This window comes from Vagococcus changpingensis (assembly GCF_058211775.1).
The window spans coordinates 328,550-346,518 of the sequence record NZ_JBYVZB010000002.1; the positions used below are offsets into that span (position 1 = coordinate 328,550).

Sequence of the window (17,969 nt, forward strand, 5' to 3'; positions counted from 1 at the left end):
GTTATTCTTTCTCATTTTTTTATTTTTTAAGGTGCGATACTCTGTAAAAATTGATACAATAGTTGTTATAATTAAAAAGAATGAAAGAAAAGCAGGGGAAAAATGGAATTACAATTTTTAGGAACAGGTGCAGGAGTACCTGCCAAGCAACGTAATGTGACTAGCATTGCTTTAAAGTTATTAGATGAAAGAAATGAAGTTTGGTTATTTGATTGTGGGGAAGGAACACAGCAGCAAATACTGCACACGACCATTCGTCCTCGAAAAATCGCTAAAATATTTGTGACGCATTTACACGGGGATCATATCTTAGGATTACCAGGGCTTATTAGTAGTCGTTCATTTCAAGGAGGGTCAGACCAACTTGAAATATATGGGCCAAAAGGAATCAAAGACTATATTGAATTAACTCTTAGGATTTCTGATACACATTTAAAATACCCTATTAAATTTATTGAAATAGATAAATCAGGGCTTATTTTTGATGATAAAACCTTTAGTGTGTATTGTGATTATTTGGATCACCGGATTGAATGTTTTGGTTACAGAATAGTAGAAAAAGATTATCCTGGTGAATTAAATGTTCAAAAATTACGTGAAGAGCAAATTATGCCAGGACCGATTTATAAAAAAATAAAAGACGGTGACATAGTGACTCTACCTGATGGACGAATAATTAATGGAAAAGATTATTTAGGCCCTAATATCAAAGGTCGTATTGTGACGATATTAGGTGATACTAGAACACATCCTAATTGCTACACATTAGCCGAACAAGCGGATTGTTTAGTACATGAGAGCACATTTAGTGCCTCAGAAGGTAAGTTAGCGAGAAATTATTATCATTCCACCAGTTTACAAGCAGCAACAGTAGCTAAGAAAGCAAACGTTAAGCAATTGTATTTAACGCATATTAGTGCACGATACTTAGGAAGACAGGCACTTGAATTACAACATGAAGCACAGACTGTGTTTAAATCTTCTACAATTGTAAAAGATTTTGATGTGTTTGATATTCCTTTAACAAAATAAAAAGGAGGAGTCAAATTGACAGTAAAAACATTGAAAAATAACTATGTATTAATCACAGGAGCATCTAGTGGACTGGGTGAAATGATTGCTTATGAGGCGGCAAAAAAAAATGCCTCTTTAATATTATGTGCTAGAAATATGGAAAAATTAAAAAAAGTGGCAAGTATATCTCAAGCTATGACAACGGGGAAAGTATTGATTCAGTCATTGGATATTTCTGATTATAATAGTGTAGAACAATTAATGACATTTATTGAAGAAAATGAGCTACCTATTGATGTATTAGTTAATAATGCAGGGGTTGGTATTTTTAAACCATTTTTAGAGACAAGTCAAGAAGAGATAGATATGATGTTTTCAGTTAATATTTTAGGATTAATGACTTTAACGCAAAAAGTAGCTGTGATGATGGCTGAAAATAAAAAAGGTCATATCATTAATATCGCATCACAAGCAGGAAAAATGGCAACACCGAAATCTAGCGTGTATGCGGCAACAAAATTTGCTGTGATTGGATGGTCCAATGCACTAAGATTAGAATTAAAACCATTTGGTATTAAAGTGTTAACCGTTAATCCTGGACCGATGAGAACGAATTTTTTCGATACAGCAGATCCAACAGGTGACTATTTAAAACAAGTTTCAGCGTTTGTTACAGAACCTGAGCGATTAGCTAAGAAGGTTGTTAATACGATTGGTAGTAATAGACGTGAAATTAATACACCATGGATGATGGAAGTTGGCAGTATTGGTTACACGTTATTTCCAAGAGTGGGTGACTTTTTAACTGGGGGATTATTTAATAAAAAATAAGGAGTGACATAAATAAAATGAAAAATACAACTAAAACGATTGTGATATTATTACTATTGTTTGTCGTCGTGTTATTTGCTGTGATTAATGCTCAACCTATTGCGATTAATTTTATCTTTACTAAACAAAGGGTACCATTAGTATTAATCATTATTACTTCAGTCATCATTGGAGCATTAATCGCTTTAATAGGCACTATAGGTACTATCTGGAAGAAAAATCGTTTAGTGAAAGAATTAAATCAACAATTAGTTGATTCAAAAAATACTCAATTAGAAGGGGATGACAACCAACAACGAGTTGAATTAGAGCAAAAGTTAAAAGAAAGTCAGCTTGAGATTTCTGATTTAAGACACAAGTTAGTCAACCAAATGATGTCTAGTTCAACAACTACGTCAACTCCTGAAGAAGAACCTGAAATTGTTGAAGTAACAAAGAAGGATTGATAGTATGTTACGAGTAGAAAAAAGGGAGTTACATCAGGTTGATTATCGAATCTTATTGCCAGTTTTTTTATTAAGTATTATTGGGTTAATGTCAATGTATGTTGCTATTAGTGGGGAGTATTCTTCTGCTGAGGCCATAAAAAAAATGATGCAGCAAATTTTATGGTATGCCATTGGGGGAATTGCTTTATATGTCACAATGGTGATTAAACCGGATACCATTTGGAAATTAATACCATATGCCTATATTATAGGGATTATATTAATGATTGCGCTACTGTTTTTTTATGATGCAGCTCTTGCTATAGAAACAGGATCGAAAAATTGGTTTCGATTTGGACCATTAACGTTTCAACCAGCAGAACTAGTCAAAATATTATATATATTAATGCTATCATACGTCGTGACAAGGCATAATCAAGAATTTGGAAAACGAGATATGAAAACGGATGGATTATTAATAGGTAAGATGTTGTTGGTTACCTTGCCTATTGCTATATTACTTAATCTACAAAATGATTTTGGAACGATGTTAGTATTTTTGGCTATATTAGGAGGTATATTTTTAGTTTCTGGTATTTCGTGGAAAATTGTATTATCCGTTGTGGGAATCTTTTTAGTATTAGGTGTCACACTGATTTTTTTAGTGACAACAGAAAATGGTCGTCAATTTTTGTACAGATTGGGATTTAAATCTTATCAGTTTGCTAGAATTGATGCATGGATTAATCCATTTTTTGATCCGACAGGTCAATCCTATCAACAAGTTCAAGCATTATTAGCTATAGCGACTGGTGGCTTTTTTGGTAAAGGATTCAATGTATCTGATGTTTATGTTCCTGTTAGATCATCTGATATGATTTTTTCAGTAATTGCGGAAAATTTTGGTTTTGTGGGTAGTATTTTCGTGATTCTTTTATACTTACTACTGATTTATCGAATGATTCATGCCTGTTTTGAAACAAAAAATGTATTCTTTTCTTATGTGACAGCTGGTGTGGTGATGTTGATTCTTTTCCATGTTTTTGAGAATATTGGAGCAAATATTGGTTTGCTTCCCTTAACTGGAATTCCTTTACCTTTTATTAGTCAGGGTGGTTCAGCTTTAGTCAGTAATATGATTGGTGTGGGCTTAGTTATGAATATGAGATATCATTATTCATCGAAAAAAACAAGCTAGCGTAGTTTAATAACTATGTTAGCTTGTTTTTGTAGCTTAATTTGTTGAAAAAATAATATTGGCTTGTTTATTACTAATATGATGTTGTGAGTCATTTTTATTAATCTTAAATATAATTAATTCATTGAAGTCATCGATATCTAAAATAGTGATGGTATCACCAATAGATAAGTTGATACTATCCAGATAAGTTAAGACAGATACATCATCCATCACTCGTCCAATAATTGGCATATCGCCAATTTTAAATTCAGTTAAGGGAATAATCGCTTGTTCGCGGTAATTTTCTTCTGTTGGGATAATACCACCATGGGGACAATTTGTTGGGTTACCTAGATAGTCATAGAGTCTATCAAAAAAGACAGAGTCTTTGACATGTTCTAATTCTTCAGATAAATGGTGTAAATCATATAAAGAGTATCCCAATTTATCATATAAGAATGTTTCGATGATACGATGATTTCGAATGATGATAATTGTTTGATTTAATCCTTCTAAAGTTAATTTAGCACCAGTATAAGGTTTATACTCAATCAAGCCATCTTTCTGCAGTTTTTCAACCATTTCACTAACAGATGCTGGGGATACATGAAGATGTTGGGAGAGTGTCTTGTTTGAAACAAATTCGTCAATTCCATTATTTTCATAAATTGCTTTTAAATAGTCTTCTTTATTGGAAGATCTTGACATGCTTGTCCCTCCTACAAAATAATTGCTAAAATATATTAACTAATTTATTCTATCATAAAATTTAAAATTATATTAGAAAAAAGAAAAAATGAATCTTTTTTTTAATAATTGATATGCTATACTATAAACGTATTAAATAAAGAAGTGAAGGTGAGAAAATGACAACTTTTTATTGGTATCCTAAATGTTCAACTTGTAAAAAAGCGATAGCTTGGTTAGATGAACATAATATTGAGTATAACTTAATAGATATGATTGAATCACCACCTACAAAAGAACAATTAATTCATTGGATGGAGACAAATGACTATCCAATTCGTCGTTTTTTTAATACAAGTGGTGTACGTTATAGAGAACAACATTTAAAAGAAATTGTAAATGATTTTTCTAAAGAAGAGGCTGCAACACGTTTAACTGCTGACGGTATGTTGATTAAGCGACCTATTTTAGAAGTAGGAGATAAAGTGTTATTAGGCTTTAAAGAAACAGATTATGAGTCATTATTGTTAAACTAAATAAGGAAGTGTTAATATGTCAGAAGAAACATTATGGGTTAAAGACGTTGAGAAGGGGAAAATGGTTGGCTTAACTTCTACAGCTCAAGACGATTTAGGAAGTATCACATTTGTGATGTTGCCAAAAGTAGGTAAAGAGATAAAAATAGGCGATCCTATCGTTGAATTAGAAGCTGAAAAAGCAGTTGTTGAATATGATTCACCTGTTTCAGGTACTATTGTATCCATTAACGAAGAAGCTGAAAAAAATCCTAAGTTACTTGATGAAAAAGATGCTTGGCTATGTATTATTAAATAGAAAAGAACCCACATAATGTGTGGATTCTTTTTTATTTTCTGTCCTTATCAGTAGGGGATGGCTTGACTGAAAAATTAACGGTTGTTTTTTCTTTTTCAGGTTTATCTTTTTTATCCTCTTTTGGTTCTATTGCAAATTCTTCAAACATCTTTTCAAGTGAGTCTTTTCGTTTAAATGTTAATCCCATTTATAATTCCTCCCAGGTTATAGGTTTGATATAGTGATTGGGTTGAGCTTTATACCTGTCAAAATTTGTTTCTTTCTTTAATAACCAGTCTACCAATGTTTTACCAATTATTGGTCCAGTTGTCAAACCAGAAGACCCTAAGCCACTGGCAACCCACAAGTTTTTAAGGCCTTTTACTTCGCCAAAAAATGGTAAAAAATCTGATGTGTAAGCACGAGTTCCCACTCTGTGTCGTGTGATAGGTAATTCAACTAAAGAATTAATAGTATCACTTGCCACCAGTTTTAGATGCTCTAATTGTGTATAATCGGGTGTTAAGTCAAATCCTTCATCATTTTCATGAGTAGCACCAATTAATATGTTTCCATCATAAAAAGGGATGATATCAGATTCTCCAACAGGCATGATAACAGGTAAATCTGCTGTAGAAAGATTAGATTGTACTTCAATGAGTTGTCCTTTTTGTGGTCTAATATCAACATGATAGTGAAATGGTTCTAACAAATGAGGTAACCATGCTCCAACACTTAAAATTAATGAATCAAACATCAAAATGTCATGTTTAGTATGGACGTTCCATTGATGATTCATATATTCTATCTTGGATACGCTCGTTTTTATTAACTGATCACTTTCTTTTAAAATAGAATGAATCCCATTGATTAGTTGTTCTCCATCAATTTTAGCACCACCTGTAATAAATAAGGCATCATCTGTTGATGTGATAAATGGGTACAATTGGTTGATTTCTTTGTCTGATAGATGAGAGATATCGCCAATTTCTGGAGCATCTACTAAACGTTTGTGAGCCATTGATTCTAATTTATCAAGAAGTTTAGGCGTTTTTTTATAAAGTAACGTTCCAGTTTTATGATAGATTTTTGTTGTATCTAAAAAATCTGATAAATCTGACATGTACCGAGTGTAAAACTTAGCCCCTTCTTTAGCTAGAAAGTACCACTCCTTATTTCTTCTTTGTGATAACCAAGGTGAAATGATACCGGCAGCAGCTGAGCTGGCTTGACCAGTTCCATCATCAAACAAGGTGACATCAATAGTTGGTTCCTGAGATAAATAAAAGGCGGCAGTTGAACCAACAATACCGCCACCTATAATTCCTACTTTATGTTTTAATGACATATTATCATATCCTTTTAGCTTTATTTACTTGGATAAAAAGGCTCGACATGGACATCAATGTCAAAAATATCATATTTTTCTTTTAGCTCAGTTTCTAATTGATCGACTAATTGATGACTATTTTCAACAGTTAGAGTTGGATTCATTGAGACAACAACGTCTAAGAACACATTAGCCCCTAAACTTCTAGCACGAATGCTAACGACATCCATAATACCATCCATATTCAGGATATCATTTTTATATACTGTTAACAAATCTTTATCAAAACCATCAGATAAATAAAATGTACTTTCTTTGAAAATTTCATAAGCTGTTTTCAAAATGATACAGCCAATAATAATCGCAGTTAATGTATCAAGCCAACCTAATTTAAATGAAGCAGCAAAAACAGCAATAGAAGTACCAATACTTGTTAGCATGTCACTAAAATTGTCTTTGGCGACGGCATGTAAAGCTTGACTGTTATTTTTTTCTGCAATTTTTTTATTAATCAAGTAAACCCCATACATAATTGAAGCAGAAAATAGACCAACATAGGCAGCTAATTGACTTGGTTGTTCCATTTGCCTATCTACAATAGAACGGATACCATCCATCACCACTTGAACCCCCACAGCAAACATAATTAAAGAAGTTAATAAAGAGGCGACGTTTTCTGCTTTCCAATGCCCATATCGATGCTCATTATCAGCAGGTTTACGAGAAACTTTTAGTCCAATTAAAACAGCAATAGAAGCAATCATATCTGTGAAGTTATTCAACCCATCAGCAGATAAAGCTTGAGATTTACCATAATAACCAGCAGCTAATTTGATAAAAGCTAAAAAAATGTACGTAAAAATACTAATAAGGGCGCCTTTTTCTGCTTGTTTAATTTCATTAATCCTTTTTGTCAATAAACTCACTCCTTAAATGATACGAGAGTTAGTATAACAGACAAATGACCATTTAGAACAGATAGAAAAAAATATTAAGGCAACCTAAAAAATAAAATAAAAAGCCCCAAAATTAATTGAGACTAAGCTGCAGGATTAATTAATACCCCGTTAATATTATGGACTGTTGTTAAATTAATACGTTCATCATATTTTTCATCTGTTCCTTTTTTAGAAAAATTAAAGTATAGGTCATCCCCGTTATAAACTAATTCAAAAAAGTCGATATCATCATAGATAAAACGTTCAGAATTATTATAGATAACGACAATTCGTCCTTTTGTAATATATAAATTTGATAATAATACTTTATTTTTTAACTCAATAAGTGAATGTTTTCTTGGCATAATTATCTCTCCTTTTGTATGTAGTGTATCATAAATAACAGAGTTGATAAAATAATTAGAAATTATTCAAACGTTAGAGTTTCTAAACGATCAAAAGCTTCTTCTAAAACAGGAATATCTTGTGTCGCTGCTAATCGAATAAAGTTTGAACCACTTTCTCCAAAGGCTTGACCTGGGATAACAAGAATTTGTTTTTCTGTTAATAATTTCTTAGAAAAGGCGACAGAGTCCAAACCTGTCCGACTAATGTTAATGAAGGCATAAATACTTCCTTTTAGTGAGTGAACACTTAAAAATGGAATGTCTTGGATACGTTTTTCAATATATTCTAAACGTTCTTTAAATAAATGAACCACTTCTTTTGATACATCTTGATAGTGGTCTAAAGCATAAATACCAGCCCGCTGAGAAGGAGTAGGAGCAGAGTAAGTCACATCTTCAGATAATAAATGACAGGCATCGTTAATATATTTTGGTGCAATCATATAGCCTATTCTCCAACCAGTCATAGCAAATGTTTTTGAAAAACTACTAAAGGTAATCGTATTATCTGGCGCTAATGAAGCCATAGGAGTAAAAGGTTCGCCAAAAGTGAATGCTTCATAAACTTCATCTGATAAGATAAATAAATTATGTGTTATTGCGAGTTCCGCTATTTTAGTTAAGGTACCTTTAGAAAAAACGGCACCAGTTGGATTATTTGGAGAGTTAATGATAATGGCTTTTGTTTTTGTCGTAATAGCTTTTTCTAAAATAATTGGATCAATTTGAAAGTCATCTTTCTCATAAGTTGGAATGATAATAGGTGTTCCACCAGCCTCAATAACTTGTGTTTTATAAGGAGAAAAGTAAGGTTCATGTATAATGACTTCATCTCCTTCATTTAATAAAACTTGAAGAGTAAGATACATACCTTGTAAAGCACCCACAGTAGCGCGTACTTGATTTTTTTCAAAAGATAAATCATATTGTTTTTTATAAAAATTGATAACGCTTGTTAAAAAGTCGTCACTTCCATCAGAAGCAGTGTAATGCGTGTGTCCGTTATAAGTGTCTTTAAATGCCGAGTCAATAATTTCTTTAGGAGTTGTGATGTCGGGATCGCCAATAGATAGATTTAATAGGTTAGGGGTTTTACTGGCTAAATCAGTAAATTCCATTAATAAATTTTCGCTTGGTATTTGGTAAAAAGTATTTAACATTGTTTTATTCATTGATATCCTCCTTAATAATAAAAAAAGTCAAAGGTTTCTCCTTTGACTTTTTTATAGTACTTTTTCTAAAAAGCCTTGTGTTCTGTCATTTTTTGGGTGTAAAAAGATATCATCAGGGGCTCCTTCTTCTTGAATTACCCCTTTATCCATAAAAATCACTCGATCGGCTACTTCTCGGGCAAATCCCATCTCATGAGTCACGACGACCATGGTCATGCCTTCTTCGGCTAACGCATTCATAACGGCTAGAACTTCACCAACCATCTCAGGATCTAGCGCACTCGTTGGTTCGTCAAATAACATGACATCTGGATGCATCGCTAGGGCACGCGCGATCGCGACACGTTGTTGTTGACCACCAGATAAACTTTTTGGGTATTGATTGGCTTTATCTTTTAGTCCAACTCGTTCTAATAGAGCAAGTCCTTCTCTGTCAGCTATGTCTTGTGACTCATTTTTTACTTTTACTGGGCTAATAGTCAAATTTTCTAACACTGTTTTATGTGGGAAGAGGTTAAAGTTTTGGAACACCATCCCCATTTTTTGACGGAGTTGATTGATGTCTACTTTTGGATCAAGTAGGTTGGTTCCCTCAAATTCAATCATACCACTAGTCGGTGTTTCGAGTAAATTTAAACAACGTAGAAACGTACTTTTTCCGCTACCAGAAGGGCCAATCACTACAACCACTTCACCTGCTTTTATATCTAGATTAATTCCTTTTAAGACGTCATTATCACCAAAGGATTTTTTTAAATCGTGTATCTTAATCATTGGTACCAATTCTCCTTTCAGCTACACCTAATGCACGAGATAAGGTGAAGGTTAATACAAAATAAATCAATGATGCAATTAAAATTGGTAAGAATGGTTTGAAACTTGCACCACGTACTACGCCTGCTTGGAACATTAATTCAGATACCCCGATAACAGATACCACAGATGATTCTTTAATGACAGTCACAAACTCATTTCCTAAAGCAGGTAAAATATTTTTAATCGCTTGTGGCATGATAATATATCGCATCGCTTTTTTCTGACTCATACCTAGAGATCGTGCCGCTTCAGCTTGTCCTTTATCAACGGCGTTTAACCCAGCACGAATGATTTCAGCTACATAAGCCCCACTGTTTAGTGATAAGGCCACACAACTTGATGCAAGAGCACTTAGGTTAATTCCTAAAACATTTAGTCCAAAGAACACTAAAAAGATTTGAACCAGTAGGGGAGTCCCACGCACGTATTCGATGTAGATGACTGAAATCCACTTAAATAATTTATTTTTCGATTGTTTCATTAACGCAAGCAGTGTTCCTAAAATACTACCAAACAGTACCCCAATAATGGCTAGGAAAATCGTGTAGCCAGTCCCTTTAATGTAGTAGGGAGCATATTTTTTCATAAAAGACTCATCTTGGAACATATAAGGAATGACTTCTTTTTTGTACTCAGTCATTAAATCTTTATCATTAATTTCCTTTATAGAAGCATTAACTAAATTTAAAAAATCAGGTGCATTTTTTTGTATAGCCACTGCCGTTCCTTTATTTGCATTATCAAGTCTAATATCAGCAAACATTAATGAGTTGTCTTGTGTTAGGTAAGCTTCAGCGACTGGCTCTTCAATGACAGCAGCATCAATTTTCTTTTTTTGGAGTTGTAAAATAATATCAGGTACTTGTTGGAGAGAGACTGTATTGGCATGTAATTCATCGTTAGAAAGTTCTTCTTGCATGGATTGAACTTGTGCTCCAACTTTTATACCGTTAAAATCATCAACTGTTTTAAATTTATCTTTGTCTTCTTTTCTAATAACTATTTTTTGTTCGACTGTCATATAAGGATCAGAAAAATTAACTTCTTTTAATCGTTCTGGAGAGGGAGACATACCAGAGATAATTAAATCAATTTTTCCAGTTTTAAGCGCCCCAATTAACGCATCAAATCCATACTCTTCGACTTTTAATTTAACGCCCATATCATCTGCAATTTTTTGAGCGATTAAAATATCAGTCCCAACGACTTGATCTTTTCCATCCATTGTTGCGTGGAACTCATATGGAGCATAATCAGCAGACAAACCAACTGTCAATACCCCTTTATCTTTAATATTTTTCAAAATAGTCTCTTCTTCTGCAAATGTATGTAATGGCACTATAGTAGTTAGTACACCAATAATAAGTGTAAATAATAGCATTAACTTTTTTCTTAGTGAGCGTTTCATTACAAAACTCCTTTCTTTTTATCATGTTTTTCATTATAGAACAAATATAATTATTATTCAATATTTTTTGGATAAATGTATAAAAATGACTTATATTCAATTTTTTAAGACTGTTTATACATTTTAAGGATAATTATATTTTTATAATGATAAAAATTAAAAAATAATTAAAAATAGATTGAGTTTGTTATAATCAAGCAGGTTGAATAAACCTCATTAGATGGAAGAGGAGGAGTAGGATGAATAAAAAATAAAAATTGGGTTAGCGCTATTTGGTGCAACAGTACCGAGAAGATGCAAATCTTGTTGGGGTGCCTGATGGTAGAACCATTTATTGAGAGACGAATCAAGAAAAAAGATAAATATTTTGACAATTTAAACTTACGTAAAGCTCTATCATATGCAATAGATGGAGAAGCCATTATCAACCATGTACTAGGAGATGGATCTAAGATTGTATGCGGGATTGTATCTAAAGGGCTTTCGTCAAATCCCAAAACAGTAAAAGATTTTGTTGCAGATTCATAGAAGTACAAAGAGTTTGATGAAAAAAGAAAAAGAATATTTTGAAAAAGCTAAAAAAGAGTTGATTATTGATACGCATCGTTTCGAGATTTTAACAGATGATCATGACTCAACGAAAACATTGCTGAGTACATTCAAAGTGCTTATAAAGATGTATTAGGAATTGAAACAAACGTAGCAATTACCACAAAACCCATTCGTCCTGACTGTACGACTGCAAAAGGGGGGGAGATGGTCGTGACTGGTTGGGGAGCAAATTATAACGATGTGAGTTCATTCTTAAATTTATTTGTGACAGGAAATAGTTACAACAAAGGGAAATATTCTAATCCTAAATACGATAAATTAATCGAAGGATCTAGAACAACGCATGCAACTAATTTAGAAGCGAGATGGCAAAATCATTTGGATGCTGAAAAAGTATTGTTGGGTGAAGGTTATGCTGTCATTCGACTATATCAAGTAGTTGAAGGACATTTAATTAATCCTAAAACAAAGGATATGGTCGTCATGTTGCTGGAGCTCCCTATGATTATAAATATATGTCAGTAGAGTAATCATAAATTTGAGTATAGAGATTTTACTTAGAATAGTTTTTATATAATTAATCAATAAAATGTAACAAAGTACCCCGTTGAATTCATGTAAGAGTGAAGCTGAACGGAGGTGTTTTTTATTTTTAAATTTGTTTTGAGTATCAAATTAAAATGATTTTTGTTATAATTAGACAATAGTTACTGAATGTCTAGATGTCTAAAGGAGGCGTATTTGTATGTTACCACAAACAGGAGAAGTTATTATGAATTGGCTGCCATATATAGGCATTGCACTTGTTGTCGTTGTAGCTTTTTTATTGTTTAAGAAAAAAAAATCTAATGACGATGAAGAACAAAATGAACCATAACACAAGAAGCACCTTTTTAGGTGTTTTTTTGCTATAAAGAAAAGGAGAGATAATATGTCAAAACTACTAGAGCGTTTTATTACATATGTCAAACTAAATACACGTTCAGATGCAAGTAGTAGCACCATCCCAACGACTTATTCTCAAGTGGAATTTGCCTTAATATTAAAAAAAGAATTAGAAGAAATGGGATTAGATAGTATTTTTTATAATGAAAAAAATGGTTTTTTGACAGCCAAATTACCTAAAAATAGTGATGAAAAGGTGACGTCAGTTGGATTTATTGCACATTTAGATACAGCTGATTACAATGCTGATAATATCACACCACACGTCTTTTCTAATTATGATGGTGGTGATGTGGTATTGAATAAAGAAACGAACATCATCATGAAGGTGGATGAGTTTCCTAACTTGAAGGACTATGTAGGAGAAACATTAATTACAACTGATGGAACAACTCTCTTAGGTGCAGATGATAAGGCAGGAATTGTGGAAATATTAGAACTGTTGGACTATTTCATTAGTCATCCAGCGATTGAGCATGGAGATATTTATGTTGCTTTTGGTCCTGATGAAGAAATTGGAACAGGGGCAGACCATTTTGATGTATCATATTTTCCAGTGGACTATGCTTATACTATTGATAGTGGACGTATCGGACACTTTGAGTATGAAACGTTTAATGCTGCTCAAGCCACGTTAACGATAGATGGGACAAGCGTTCATCCAGGGACAGCATATGGCATGATGGTTAATGCATTAAAAGTGGCAATAAATATAGATGCACAACTTCCTCAATTGGATGTACCAGAAAAAACACGAGGTTACGAAGGATTTTATCTACTTCATGATTTAGAGGGAAGCATTGACTCAGCGACAATGACTTATATTATTCGAGATCATGATAAAGCTCGCTTTGCTGAGAGAAAAGACTATATGACACGACTTGTTGATGAAATGAATAAGACGTTTGATCGTCCAAGAATTTCTCTTCAATTAGTTGATCAATACTATAATATGAAAGACATCATAGAACAAGATATGAGAAGTGTTGATGTTGCTGTTAAAGCAATGAAACAGTTAAGTATTGACCCAATTATTACCCCTTTTAGAGGTGGAACAGATGGTTCAAAAATATCATTTATGGGTGTGCCTACACCAAATATTTTTACAGGTGGAGAAAATTTTCATGGGCAATATGAATTTATTACATTAGAATCGATGGAAACTGTTGCAAAATTATTGATAGAAATTGTTAAATTAAGTGATTAAAAGGAGGAACAATTTATGACTTAATGGTTATTAACATGTGTCGATTTAAAAGAAGAACAAAAGATTTACCTTCAGGATAATTTTCCAACAATTAGGGTTGTTTCAATTGACTTGTTAGCTGTATCAGATTACGAAAAAGTGACTATTATCTATGGATGGTCTGATAAGCTTCCTTCATTGACTCATTTTCCTTCTTTAAAATGGTTACAAACTCTTTCAGCTGGGGTGAATTATTTACCATTAGAAGAATTGGCTAAACGAGATATTCTGGTGACAACAACAAGTGGTATTCATGGTCATCAAATGACTGAGAGTGTTCTAGGAATGCTGTTTAGCTATACTAGAAATATTCGCGAATCTATTTTAAAACAAGAAAAACATGAATGGGGGATAGTAAATACCGGAACTGATTTAGTTGATAAACGGGTGTTAATTTTTGGGACAGGAAGTATCGCACAACAATTAGCAAAAACGTTACAAGTATTTGGTTGTGATGTCTTTGGAATTAATCGAAGTGGAAGACAGGTGGATCATTTTACACAAACGTTTAATTATCAAGAGGGGAAAAGTAAGTTAAATACAATGGATATTGTAATTAACTTACTGCCTGGGACAAAGGAGACGTATCATTATTTTAATGACGATCTATTTTCTAATATGAAAGATGGTGTGGTCTTTATCAATATGGGACGTGGTACTTCAGTTAGTACAAGTGATTTAATTTCTCATATTAAGACAGAAAAAATAGGATTTGTAGCACTGGATGTTTTTGAAGAAGAACCTTTACCTAAAGACAGTGAGTTGTGGAATTTACAAAATGTTTTAATTACCCCCCACATATCCGGTGCAACGGATAAATATAATGACCGTGCATTTACTATTTTAACGGATAATTTAATTAAATTTATGAATCATGAAGAGTTAAAAAATGTTGTGGATTTAAATTTAGGGTATTAACTTAATTATAAGCAGGTAGCCTCTTATTTTTATAAGGGGCTTTTGATAATGCTTTGTAGGATATGTCATATATTTTTGATAAAAAGTGTTTAGAGAATTATAGTTAATTTAGTCATATATATATGTCATTTTTTAGAGAGGAAATTATGAATCGCATAAAAGAATATCGTAAGCAACAAGGATTATCACAAGCTGAACTGGCAAAACGTGTCGGAGTGGCACGTCAGACGATTAACTTAATTGAAAATACAACGTATAATCCATCATTAGAATTATGTATAAATATAGCCAAAGAACTTCAAACAGACTTGAATACACTATTTTGGAACGTAGAAGGTGAGGAATAAAAATGAAGAATATAGAACAAACATTACTTAAACATTTTGTTGGTTACATTGATGATAGAGATGAATACCAACAAAAAATGATTATTAAAATATTGGCAGATGCTAATATGATGACCTTTATTTTACTAACGGTTTGTATGATGATTAGTTTTATCTGGGATGCTTGGCATCACACAGTGTCATTAGGAACAATCTTTTTATTTTTAATTCAGCAATTGAATTCTTATTATATTTTAGTAAAAACAAAGAAATTTGATGTTCTTAAAACAGAAGTATTTGATGAAGATAGCTATAAAAAAGAATTGGGTAAAATTAAAAAAAGTGCCATTTTATCAGGCATTAACTGGGGGATTTCCATGTTCGCTTGGATGGAATTTTTATTTCCACTTATACTAAATGAGCCCATTGAATTAAAATGGTTTAATGTATGTGTGTGGTTTATTGCAAGTATACTATTTGGTGGATCAGTGTATGTAATTGGTAAAGGAAAATTGAAATTAATCAAAGAATAAAAAAGATTAGGTTATCCAATAAACTGAATAACCTAATCTTTTATTTATTTATTTTTTACACACACCACTTCAGGAGCAAAGACATCTTTTTGTAAAAGAGTCAGTAAGCCAGTTTCTTTGTTTCTTTCAAACAGAGTTAAGTTATCTGAATTTTGATTTGCTACAACAATAAAGTCTTCATTTTTTGATAGGTTAAAGTCACGAGGGAAATCTCCCTCCACTGAAATCCACTGTAATGTGTTTAGTGTTTTACCATCTTCTGATACTTCATAAACCACAAGTGAATTATGTCCCCTATTAGATGCATATAAGAATTTACCATTTTTTGAAATACGAATAGCAGCCCCACCGTTAAATTCAGTATGAGTTTCAGGTAAAGTTGAAATGGTTTGAAGTGCTTTAAAGCTACCAGTTGCAACATCGTAATCTAAAGCAATCACGTTGCTTGATAATTCACCGAATAAATAAGCGATTGGTTTTGTTGGATGAAATACAAGATGACGAGGTCCAGTGCCAGGAGTAGCTATAAATTTAGCTACTTCAGTTAATTTACCATTATTGTCGACATCATAGGTATAGACTGTGTCATTTCCTAAATCGCAGACTACTAATCGGTTATCAGGTGTTAAATCGGCATAATGGACATGAGGGCCGTCTTGATTTTCATGGGGACCGTTACCAGTATCTTGGATTTTATCAGCAAGTGAGACAGCCCCGTTTTCATCAATAGTATAAGAATATAAAATTCCTTGATGATAGTTTGCTCCGTAGACCACTTGTCGCTTATTATCAACAGCGACATAGCAAGGAGGAGCTCCTTCTACCATGACACGATTGATTAAAGTATACTCTCCATTTTCTTCTGTTTTGTAGCTAGCGACTCCACCTAGATTGCCTTCTTTTGCTACTGAATATAAAATCCCTTTGTTTGATACATCTAGATAAGTTGGGTTGTCTTCGTTTATTAAGTGATTTAAGTGAACAAGCTCTTTCTTTTTTGTATCTAATGAGATTTCATAAATCCCTTGACTGATTCTTCTTGTATATGAGCCTAATAAAAATTTTTCCACGTCACTCATTCCTTTCGCGTTGATGCGTTTATTATAGCATTAGAATAAATTATACGCACTTTTGAGATAAAATATGAAATGAAATATTCTTTTGTTTATTAGATAATACTAGGAATCTATTGTTATGATGATAAAATTAGTGAAATTCCCATACAGAAGAGAGGATGAAAAAAGACGGTCAACCTTGTTTATTGGTTACTGATTGTAGTAAGATGATGAATGAAGGATATTATGTAATAAGGAAAGAGTAAGGTAGATAATGAAAAAAAAGACAAAATCACAACACATAAAACCTAAAAGTTTTCAAAGCACTCGTTTTACTGTCGAACAAGAGGATGAGTTATTACCATTTCTATTGACACACATTAATAAAAGTCGTAATGCGGTAAAATCTATTTTAACTAGAGGGCAAGTTGAGGTAAATAATACTCCGACAACAAAACACAATTATAAATTAACAAGTGGTGATGTTGTTAGTATTCAAAGTAATGAATCTTTAATGAAAGAAAAAGCGTTAATAGGCTTATCAGTTGTTTATGAAGATGATGATATTATTGTGATTGATAAGGAAGCAGGGTTATTATCAGTTGCCACTGATAAAGGAAATGAACCCACAGCACATAATCAACTAATGGGTTATGTGAAAAGAGACCATCCTAAAAATCGAGTGTTCATTGTACATAGATTAGATAAGGATACATCTGGTGTCATGTTATTTGCTAAAAAAGAATCTGTGAAACATGCCTTACAAGATAGTTGGAAAGAGTCTGTTCAAGAAAGATTGTACACGGCATTAGTTGAAGGCAAAGTAAAAAAAGAAAATGACACGATTACTTCTTGGTTAACTGAAAGTAAAACCTTTAAAGTTTATTCAAGTCCGAATGACAATGGCGGGAAAAAAGCGATTACCCATTATAAAGTAACGCGACAAAATAATGATTATAGTTTGTTGGAAGTGTCACTTGAAACTGGACGGAAAAATCAAATTCGAGTTCATATGGAAAGTATTGGTCATCCTATTGTTGGCGATAAAAAATATGGCGCAACGAGTAATCCATTGAAACGGTTAGGATTGCATGCTACGACATTAGTATTTAGTCATCCCACTACTGGAAAAAAAATGGTGTTTAAATCTAAAATACCACGTTCATTTATAAAGAAAACACAAGTAAGTAAATAAATTTTTTGTTTTTCTACTAAGTAAATATTGAGTGGTATTTTAATTGATTAACAGTACATTATGTTAAGAAGAAAATAAATATAATAAAAAAAGAGTAACCATTAAACTTCAATTATAAGGTGTATGGTTATTCTTTTTTTTATTTAATTTTTCTTTTGCTTTAGTTGAAATATTA

Annotated in this window: 24 protein-coding genes; 15 read left to right on the forward strand and 9 right to left on the reverse strand. The window is 32.6% G+C overall.

Translation table 11 applies throughout. The features are described from left to right. Positions 1–102 precede the first annotated feature (102 nt). Genes rnz through AC37UB_RS06030 form a run of 4 tightly spaced genes read left to right on the forward strand, consistent with a single transcriptional unit; the run spans position 103 to position 3,471 of the window. Complete coding sequence (gene rnz / locus AC37UB_RS06015) at positions 103–1,032, forward strand: ribonuclease Z (protein ID WP_117972660.1); 930 nt, start codon at positions 103–105, stop codon at positions 1,030–1,032. A gap of 15 nt (positions 1,033–1,047) precedes the next feature. Then, complete coding sequence (locus tag AC37UB_RS06020) at positions 1,048–1,845, forward strand: SDR family NAD(P)-dependent oxidoreductase (RefSeq protein ID WP_256463836.1); 798 nt, start codon at positions 1,048–1,050, stop codon at positions 1,843–1,845. A 17-nt stretch (positions 1,846–1,862) separates the two neighbouring features. Continuing rightward, on the forward strand, positions 1,863–2,291 hold the full coding sequence (locus tag AC37UB_RS06025) for a LapA family protein (protein ID WP_117972661.1): 429 nt from the start codon (positions 1,863–1,865) through the stop codon (positions 2,289–2,291). 4 nt (positions 2,292–2,295) lie between these two features. Then, a complete protein-coding gene (locus AC37UB_RS06030; protein ID WP_241699347.1) occupies positions 2,296–3,471 on the forward strand; it encodes an FtsW/RodA/SpoVE family cell cycle protein in 1,176 nt (391 codons plus the stop codon). A gap of 36 nt (positions 3,472–3,507) precedes the next feature. Here AC37UB_RS06030 and AC37UB_RS06035 read toward each other — a convergent pair whose 3' ends face one another. Then, positions 3,508–4,161, reverse strand: a complete 654-nt coding sequence (locus AC37UB_RS06035; RefSeq protein ID WP_117972663.1) for a metal-dependent transcriptional regulator — start codon at positions 4,159–4,161, stop codon at positions 3,508–3,510. Positions 4,162–4,319: 158 nt separating this feature from the next. On the opposite strand from AC37UB_RS06035, the gene AC37UB_RS06040 reads away from it, so the two are divergent. Both AC37UB_RS06040 and AC37UB_RS06045 read left to right on the forward strand, forming a co-directional pair. Continuing rightward, positions 4,320–4,676 (forward strand): arsenate reductase family protein, encoded by a 357-nt coding sequence (locus AC37UB_RS06040; RefSeq protein WP_117972664.1) that lies wholly within the window; start codon positions 4,320–4,322, stop codon positions 4,674–4,676. A 16-nt stretch (positions 4,677–4,692) separates the two neighbouring features. Further along, positions 4,693–4,974: a glycine cleavage system H family protein gene (locus AC37UB_RS06045; RefSeq protein WP_117972665.1), complete on the forward strand. Its 282-nt coding sequence runs from the start codon at positions 4,693–4,695 to the stop codon at positions 4,972–4,974. A gap of 31 nt (positions 4,975–5,005) precedes the next feature. On the opposite strand, the gene AC37UB_RS06050 is transcribed toward AC37UB_RS06045, so the two are convergent. From AC37UB_RS06050 to AC37UB_RS06080, 7 genes are all read right to left on the reverse strand, one after another. Further along, entirely contained in the window at positions 5,006–5,161 is a 156-nt protein-coding gene (locus AC37UB_RS06050; protein WP_199500886.1) for an SPJ_0845 family protein, read from the reverse strand. After that, positions 5,162–6,301: an NAD(P)/FAD-dependent oxidoreductase gene (locus tag AC37UB_RS06055; protein WP_490685450.1), complete on the reverse strand. Its 1,140-nt coding sequence runs from the start codon at positions 6,299–6,301 to the stop codon at positions 5,162–5,164. Positions 6,302–6,321: 20 nt separating this feature from the next. Next, positions 6,322–7,200, reverse strand: a complete 879-nt coding sequence (locus AC37UB_RS06060; protein WP_117972667.1) for a cation diffusion facilitator family transporter — start codon at positions 7,198–7,200, stop codon at positions 6,322–6,324. A 122-nt stretch (positions 7,201–7,322) separates the two neighbouring features. Next, on the reverse strand, positions 7,323–7,586 hold the full coding sequence (locus AC37UB_RS06065) for a hypothetical protein (RefSeq protein ID WP_117972668.1): 264 nt from the start codon (positions 7,584–7,586) through the stop codon (positions 7,323–7,325). 62 nt (positions 7,587–7,648) lie between these two features. Then, the gene (locus AC37UB_RS06070; protein ID WP_117972669.1) at positions 7,649–8,800 is read right to left on the reverse strand and encodes a pyridoxal phosphate-dependent aminotransferase; all 1,152 of its coding nucleotides are present in this window, start codon (positions 8,798–8,800) and stop codon (positions 7,649–7,651) included. Positions 8,801–8,851: 51 nt separating this feature from the next. Further along, the gene (locus tag AC37UB_RS06075; protein ID WP_241699349.1) at positions 8,852–9,574 is read right to left on the reverse strand and encodes an amino acid ABC transporter ATP-binding protein; all 723 of its coding nucleotides are present in this window, start codon (positions 9,572–9,574) and stop codon (positions 8,852–8,854) included. Beyond that, positions 9,567–11,024, reverse strand: a complete 1,458-nt coding sequence (locus AC37UB_RS06080; RefSeq protein WP_241699350.1) for an ABC transporter substrate-binding protein/permease — start codon at positions 11,022–11,024, stop codon at positions 9,567–9,569. The genes AC37UB_RS06075 and AC37UB_RS06080 overlap by 8 nt, the downstream gene beginning before the upstream one ends. A 318-nt stretch (positions 11,025–11,342) precedes the next feature. Here AC37UB_RS06080 and AC37UB_RS06085 point away from each other — a divergent pair, with 318 nt between their 5' ends. From AC37UB_RS06085 to AC37UB_RS06120, 8 genes are all read left to right on the forward strand, one after another. After that, the gene (locus AC37UB_RS06085) at positions 11,343–11,552 is read left to right on the forward strand and encodes a hypothetical protein (RefSeq protein ID WP_241699351.1); all 210 of its coding nucleotides are present in this window, start codon (positions 11,343–11,345) and stop codon (positions 11,550–11,552) included. A gap of 13 nt (positions 11,553–11,565) precedes the next feature. Then, positions 11,566–11,709, forward strand: coding sequence for a hypothetical protein (locus AC37UB_RS06090; RefSeq protein WP_158559381.1), 144 nt, complete (start codon positions 11,566–11,568; stop codon positions 11,707–11,709). 77 nt (positions 11,710–11,786) lie between these two features. Further along, a complete protein-coding gene (locus tag AC37UB_RS06095) occupies positions 11,787–12,101 on the forward strand; it encodes a hypothetical protein (RefSeq protein ID WP_158559383.1) in 315 nt (104 codons plus the stop codon). 220 nt (positions 12,102–12,321) lie between these two features. Next, a complete protein-coding gene (locus AC37UB_RS06100) occupies positions 12,322–12,453 on the forward strand; it encodes an LPXTG cell wall anchor domain-containing protein (RefSeq protein WP_117972674.1) in 132 nt (43 codons plus the stop codon). 54 nt (positions 12,454–12,507) lie between these two features. Continuing rightward, positions 12,508–13,728 (forward strand): peptidase T, encoded by a 1,221-nt coding sequence (gene pepT, locus AC37UB_RS06105; RefSeq protein ID WP_117972675.1) that lies wholly within the window; start codon positions 12,508–12,510, stop codon positions 13,726–13,728. A 111-nt stretch (positions 13,729–13,839) separates the two neighbouring features. Continuing rightward, complete coding sequence (locus AC37UB_RS06110; protein WP_490685451.1) at positions 13,840–14,685, forward strand: NAD(P)-dependent oxidoreductase; 846 nt, start codon at positions 13,840–13,842, stop codon at positions 14,683–14,685. A 146-nt stretch (positions 14,686–14,831) separates the two neighbouring features. Further along, positions 14,832–15,032 (forward strand): helix-turn-helix transcriptional regulator, encoded by a 201-nt coding sequence (locus AC37UB_RS06115; protein ID WP_117972677.1) that lies wholly within the window; start codon positions 14,832–14,834, stop codon positions 15,030–15,032. 2 nt (positions 15,033–15,034) lie between these two features. Continuing rightward, entirely contained in the window at positions 15,035–15,544 is a 510-nt protein-coding gene (locus tag AC37UB_RS06120; protein WP_490685452.1) for a DUF3278 domain-containing protein, read from the forward strand. A gap of 44 nt (positions 15,545–15,588) precedes the next feature. On the opposite strand, the gene AC37UB_RS06125 is transcribed toward AC37UB_RS06120, so the two are convergent. Beyond that, positions 15,589–16,614: a lactonase family protein gene (locus AC37UB_RS06125; protein ID WP_490685453.1), complete on the reverse strand. Its 1,026-nt coding sequence runs from the start codon at positions 16,612–16,614 to the stop codon at positions 15,589–15,591. Positions 16,615–16,873: 259 nt separating this feature from the next. On the opposite strand from AC37UB_RS06125, the gene AC37UB_RS06130 reads away from it, so the two are divergent. After that, positions 16,874–17,794, forward strand: a complete 921-nt coding sequence (locus AC37UB_RS06130; RefSeq protein ID WP_117972680.1) for an RluA family pseudouridine synthase — start codon at positions 16,874–16,876, stop codon at positions 17,792–17,794. Positions 17,795–17,969: the final 175 nt, after the last annotated feature.

What these genes read in the sequence shown, in the direction of transcription:
- AC37UB_RS06120 (WP_490685452.1), top strand. Translation starts at nt 15,035, where the DNA reads ATGAAGAATATAGAACAAACATTACTTAAACATTTTGTTGGTTACATT.
- AC37UB_RS06050 (WP_199500886.1), bottom strand. Translation starts at nt 5,161, where the DNA reads ATGGGATTAACATTTAAACGAAAAGACTCACTTGAAAAGATGTTTGAA.
- AC37UB_RS06115 (WP_117972677.1), top strand. Translation starts at nt 14,832, where the DNA reads ATGAATCGCATAAAAGAATATCGTAAGCAACAAGGATTATCACAAGCT.
- AC37UB_RS06080 (WP_241699350.1), bottom strand. Translation starts at nt 11,024, where the DNA reads ATGAAACGCTCACTAAGAAAAAAGTTAATGCTATTATTTACACTTATT.
- AC37UB_RS06045 (WP_117972665.1), top strand. Translation starts at nt 4,693, where the DNA reads ATGTCAGAAGAAACATTATGGGTTAAAGACGTTGAGAAGGGGAAAATG.
- AC37UB_RS06075 (WP_241699349.1), bottom strand. Translation starts at nt 9,574, where the DNA reads ATGATTAAGATACACGATTTAAAAAAATCCTTTGGTGATAATGACGTC.
- AC37UB_RS06040 (WP_117972664.1), top strand. Translation starts at nt 4,320, where the DNA reads ATGACAACTTTTTATTGGTATCCTAAATGTTCAACTTGTAAAAAAGCG.
- AC37UB_RS06035 (WP_117972663.1), bottom strand. Translation starts at nt 4,161, where the DNA reads ATGTCAAGATCTTCCAATAAAGAAGACTATTTAAAAGCAATTTATGAA.
- AC37UB_RS06030 (WP_241699347.1), top strand. Translation starts at nt 2,296, where the DNA reads ATGTTACGAGTAGAAAAAAGGGAGTTACATCAGGTTGATTATCGAATC.
- AC37UB_RS06100 (WP_117972674.1), top strand. Translation starts at nt 12,322, where the DNA reads ATGTTACCACAAACAGGAGAAGTTATTATGAATTGGCTGCCATATATA.
- AC37UB_RS06085 (WP_241699351.1), top strand. Translation starts at nt 11,343, where the DNA reads ATGGTAGAACCATTTATTGAGAGACGAATCAAGAAAAAAGATAAATAT.
- AC37UB_RS06065 (WP_117972668.1), bottom strand. Translation starts at nt 7,586, where the DNA reads ATGCCAAGAAAACATTCACTTATTGAGTTAAAAAATAAAGTATTATTA.
- AC37UB_RS06130 (WP_117972680.1), top strand. Translation starts at nt 16,874, where the DNA reads ATGAAAAAAAAGACAAAATCACAACACATAAAACCTAAAAGTTTTCAA.
- AC37UB_RS06025 (WP_117972661.1), top strand. Translation starts at nt 1,863, where the DNA reads ATGAAAAATACAACTAAAACGATTGTGATATTATTACTATTGTTTGTC.
- pepT (WP_117972675.1), top strand. Translation starts at nt 12,508, where the DNA reads ATGTCAAAACTACTAGAGCGTTTTATTACATATGTCAAACTAAATACA.
- rnz (WP_117972660.1), top strand. Translation starts at nt 103, where the DNA reads ATGGAATTACAATTTTTAGGAACAGGTGCAGGAGTACCTGCCAAGCAA.
- AC37UB_RS06055 (WP_490685450.1), bottom strand. Translation starts at nt 6,301, where the DNA reads ATGTCATTAAAACATAAAGTAGGAATTATAGGTGGCGGTATTGTTGGT.
- AC37UB_RS06070 (WP_117972669.1), bottom strand. Translation starts at nt 8,800, where the DNA reads ATGAATAAAACAATGTTAAATACTTTTTACCAAATACCAAGCGAAAAT.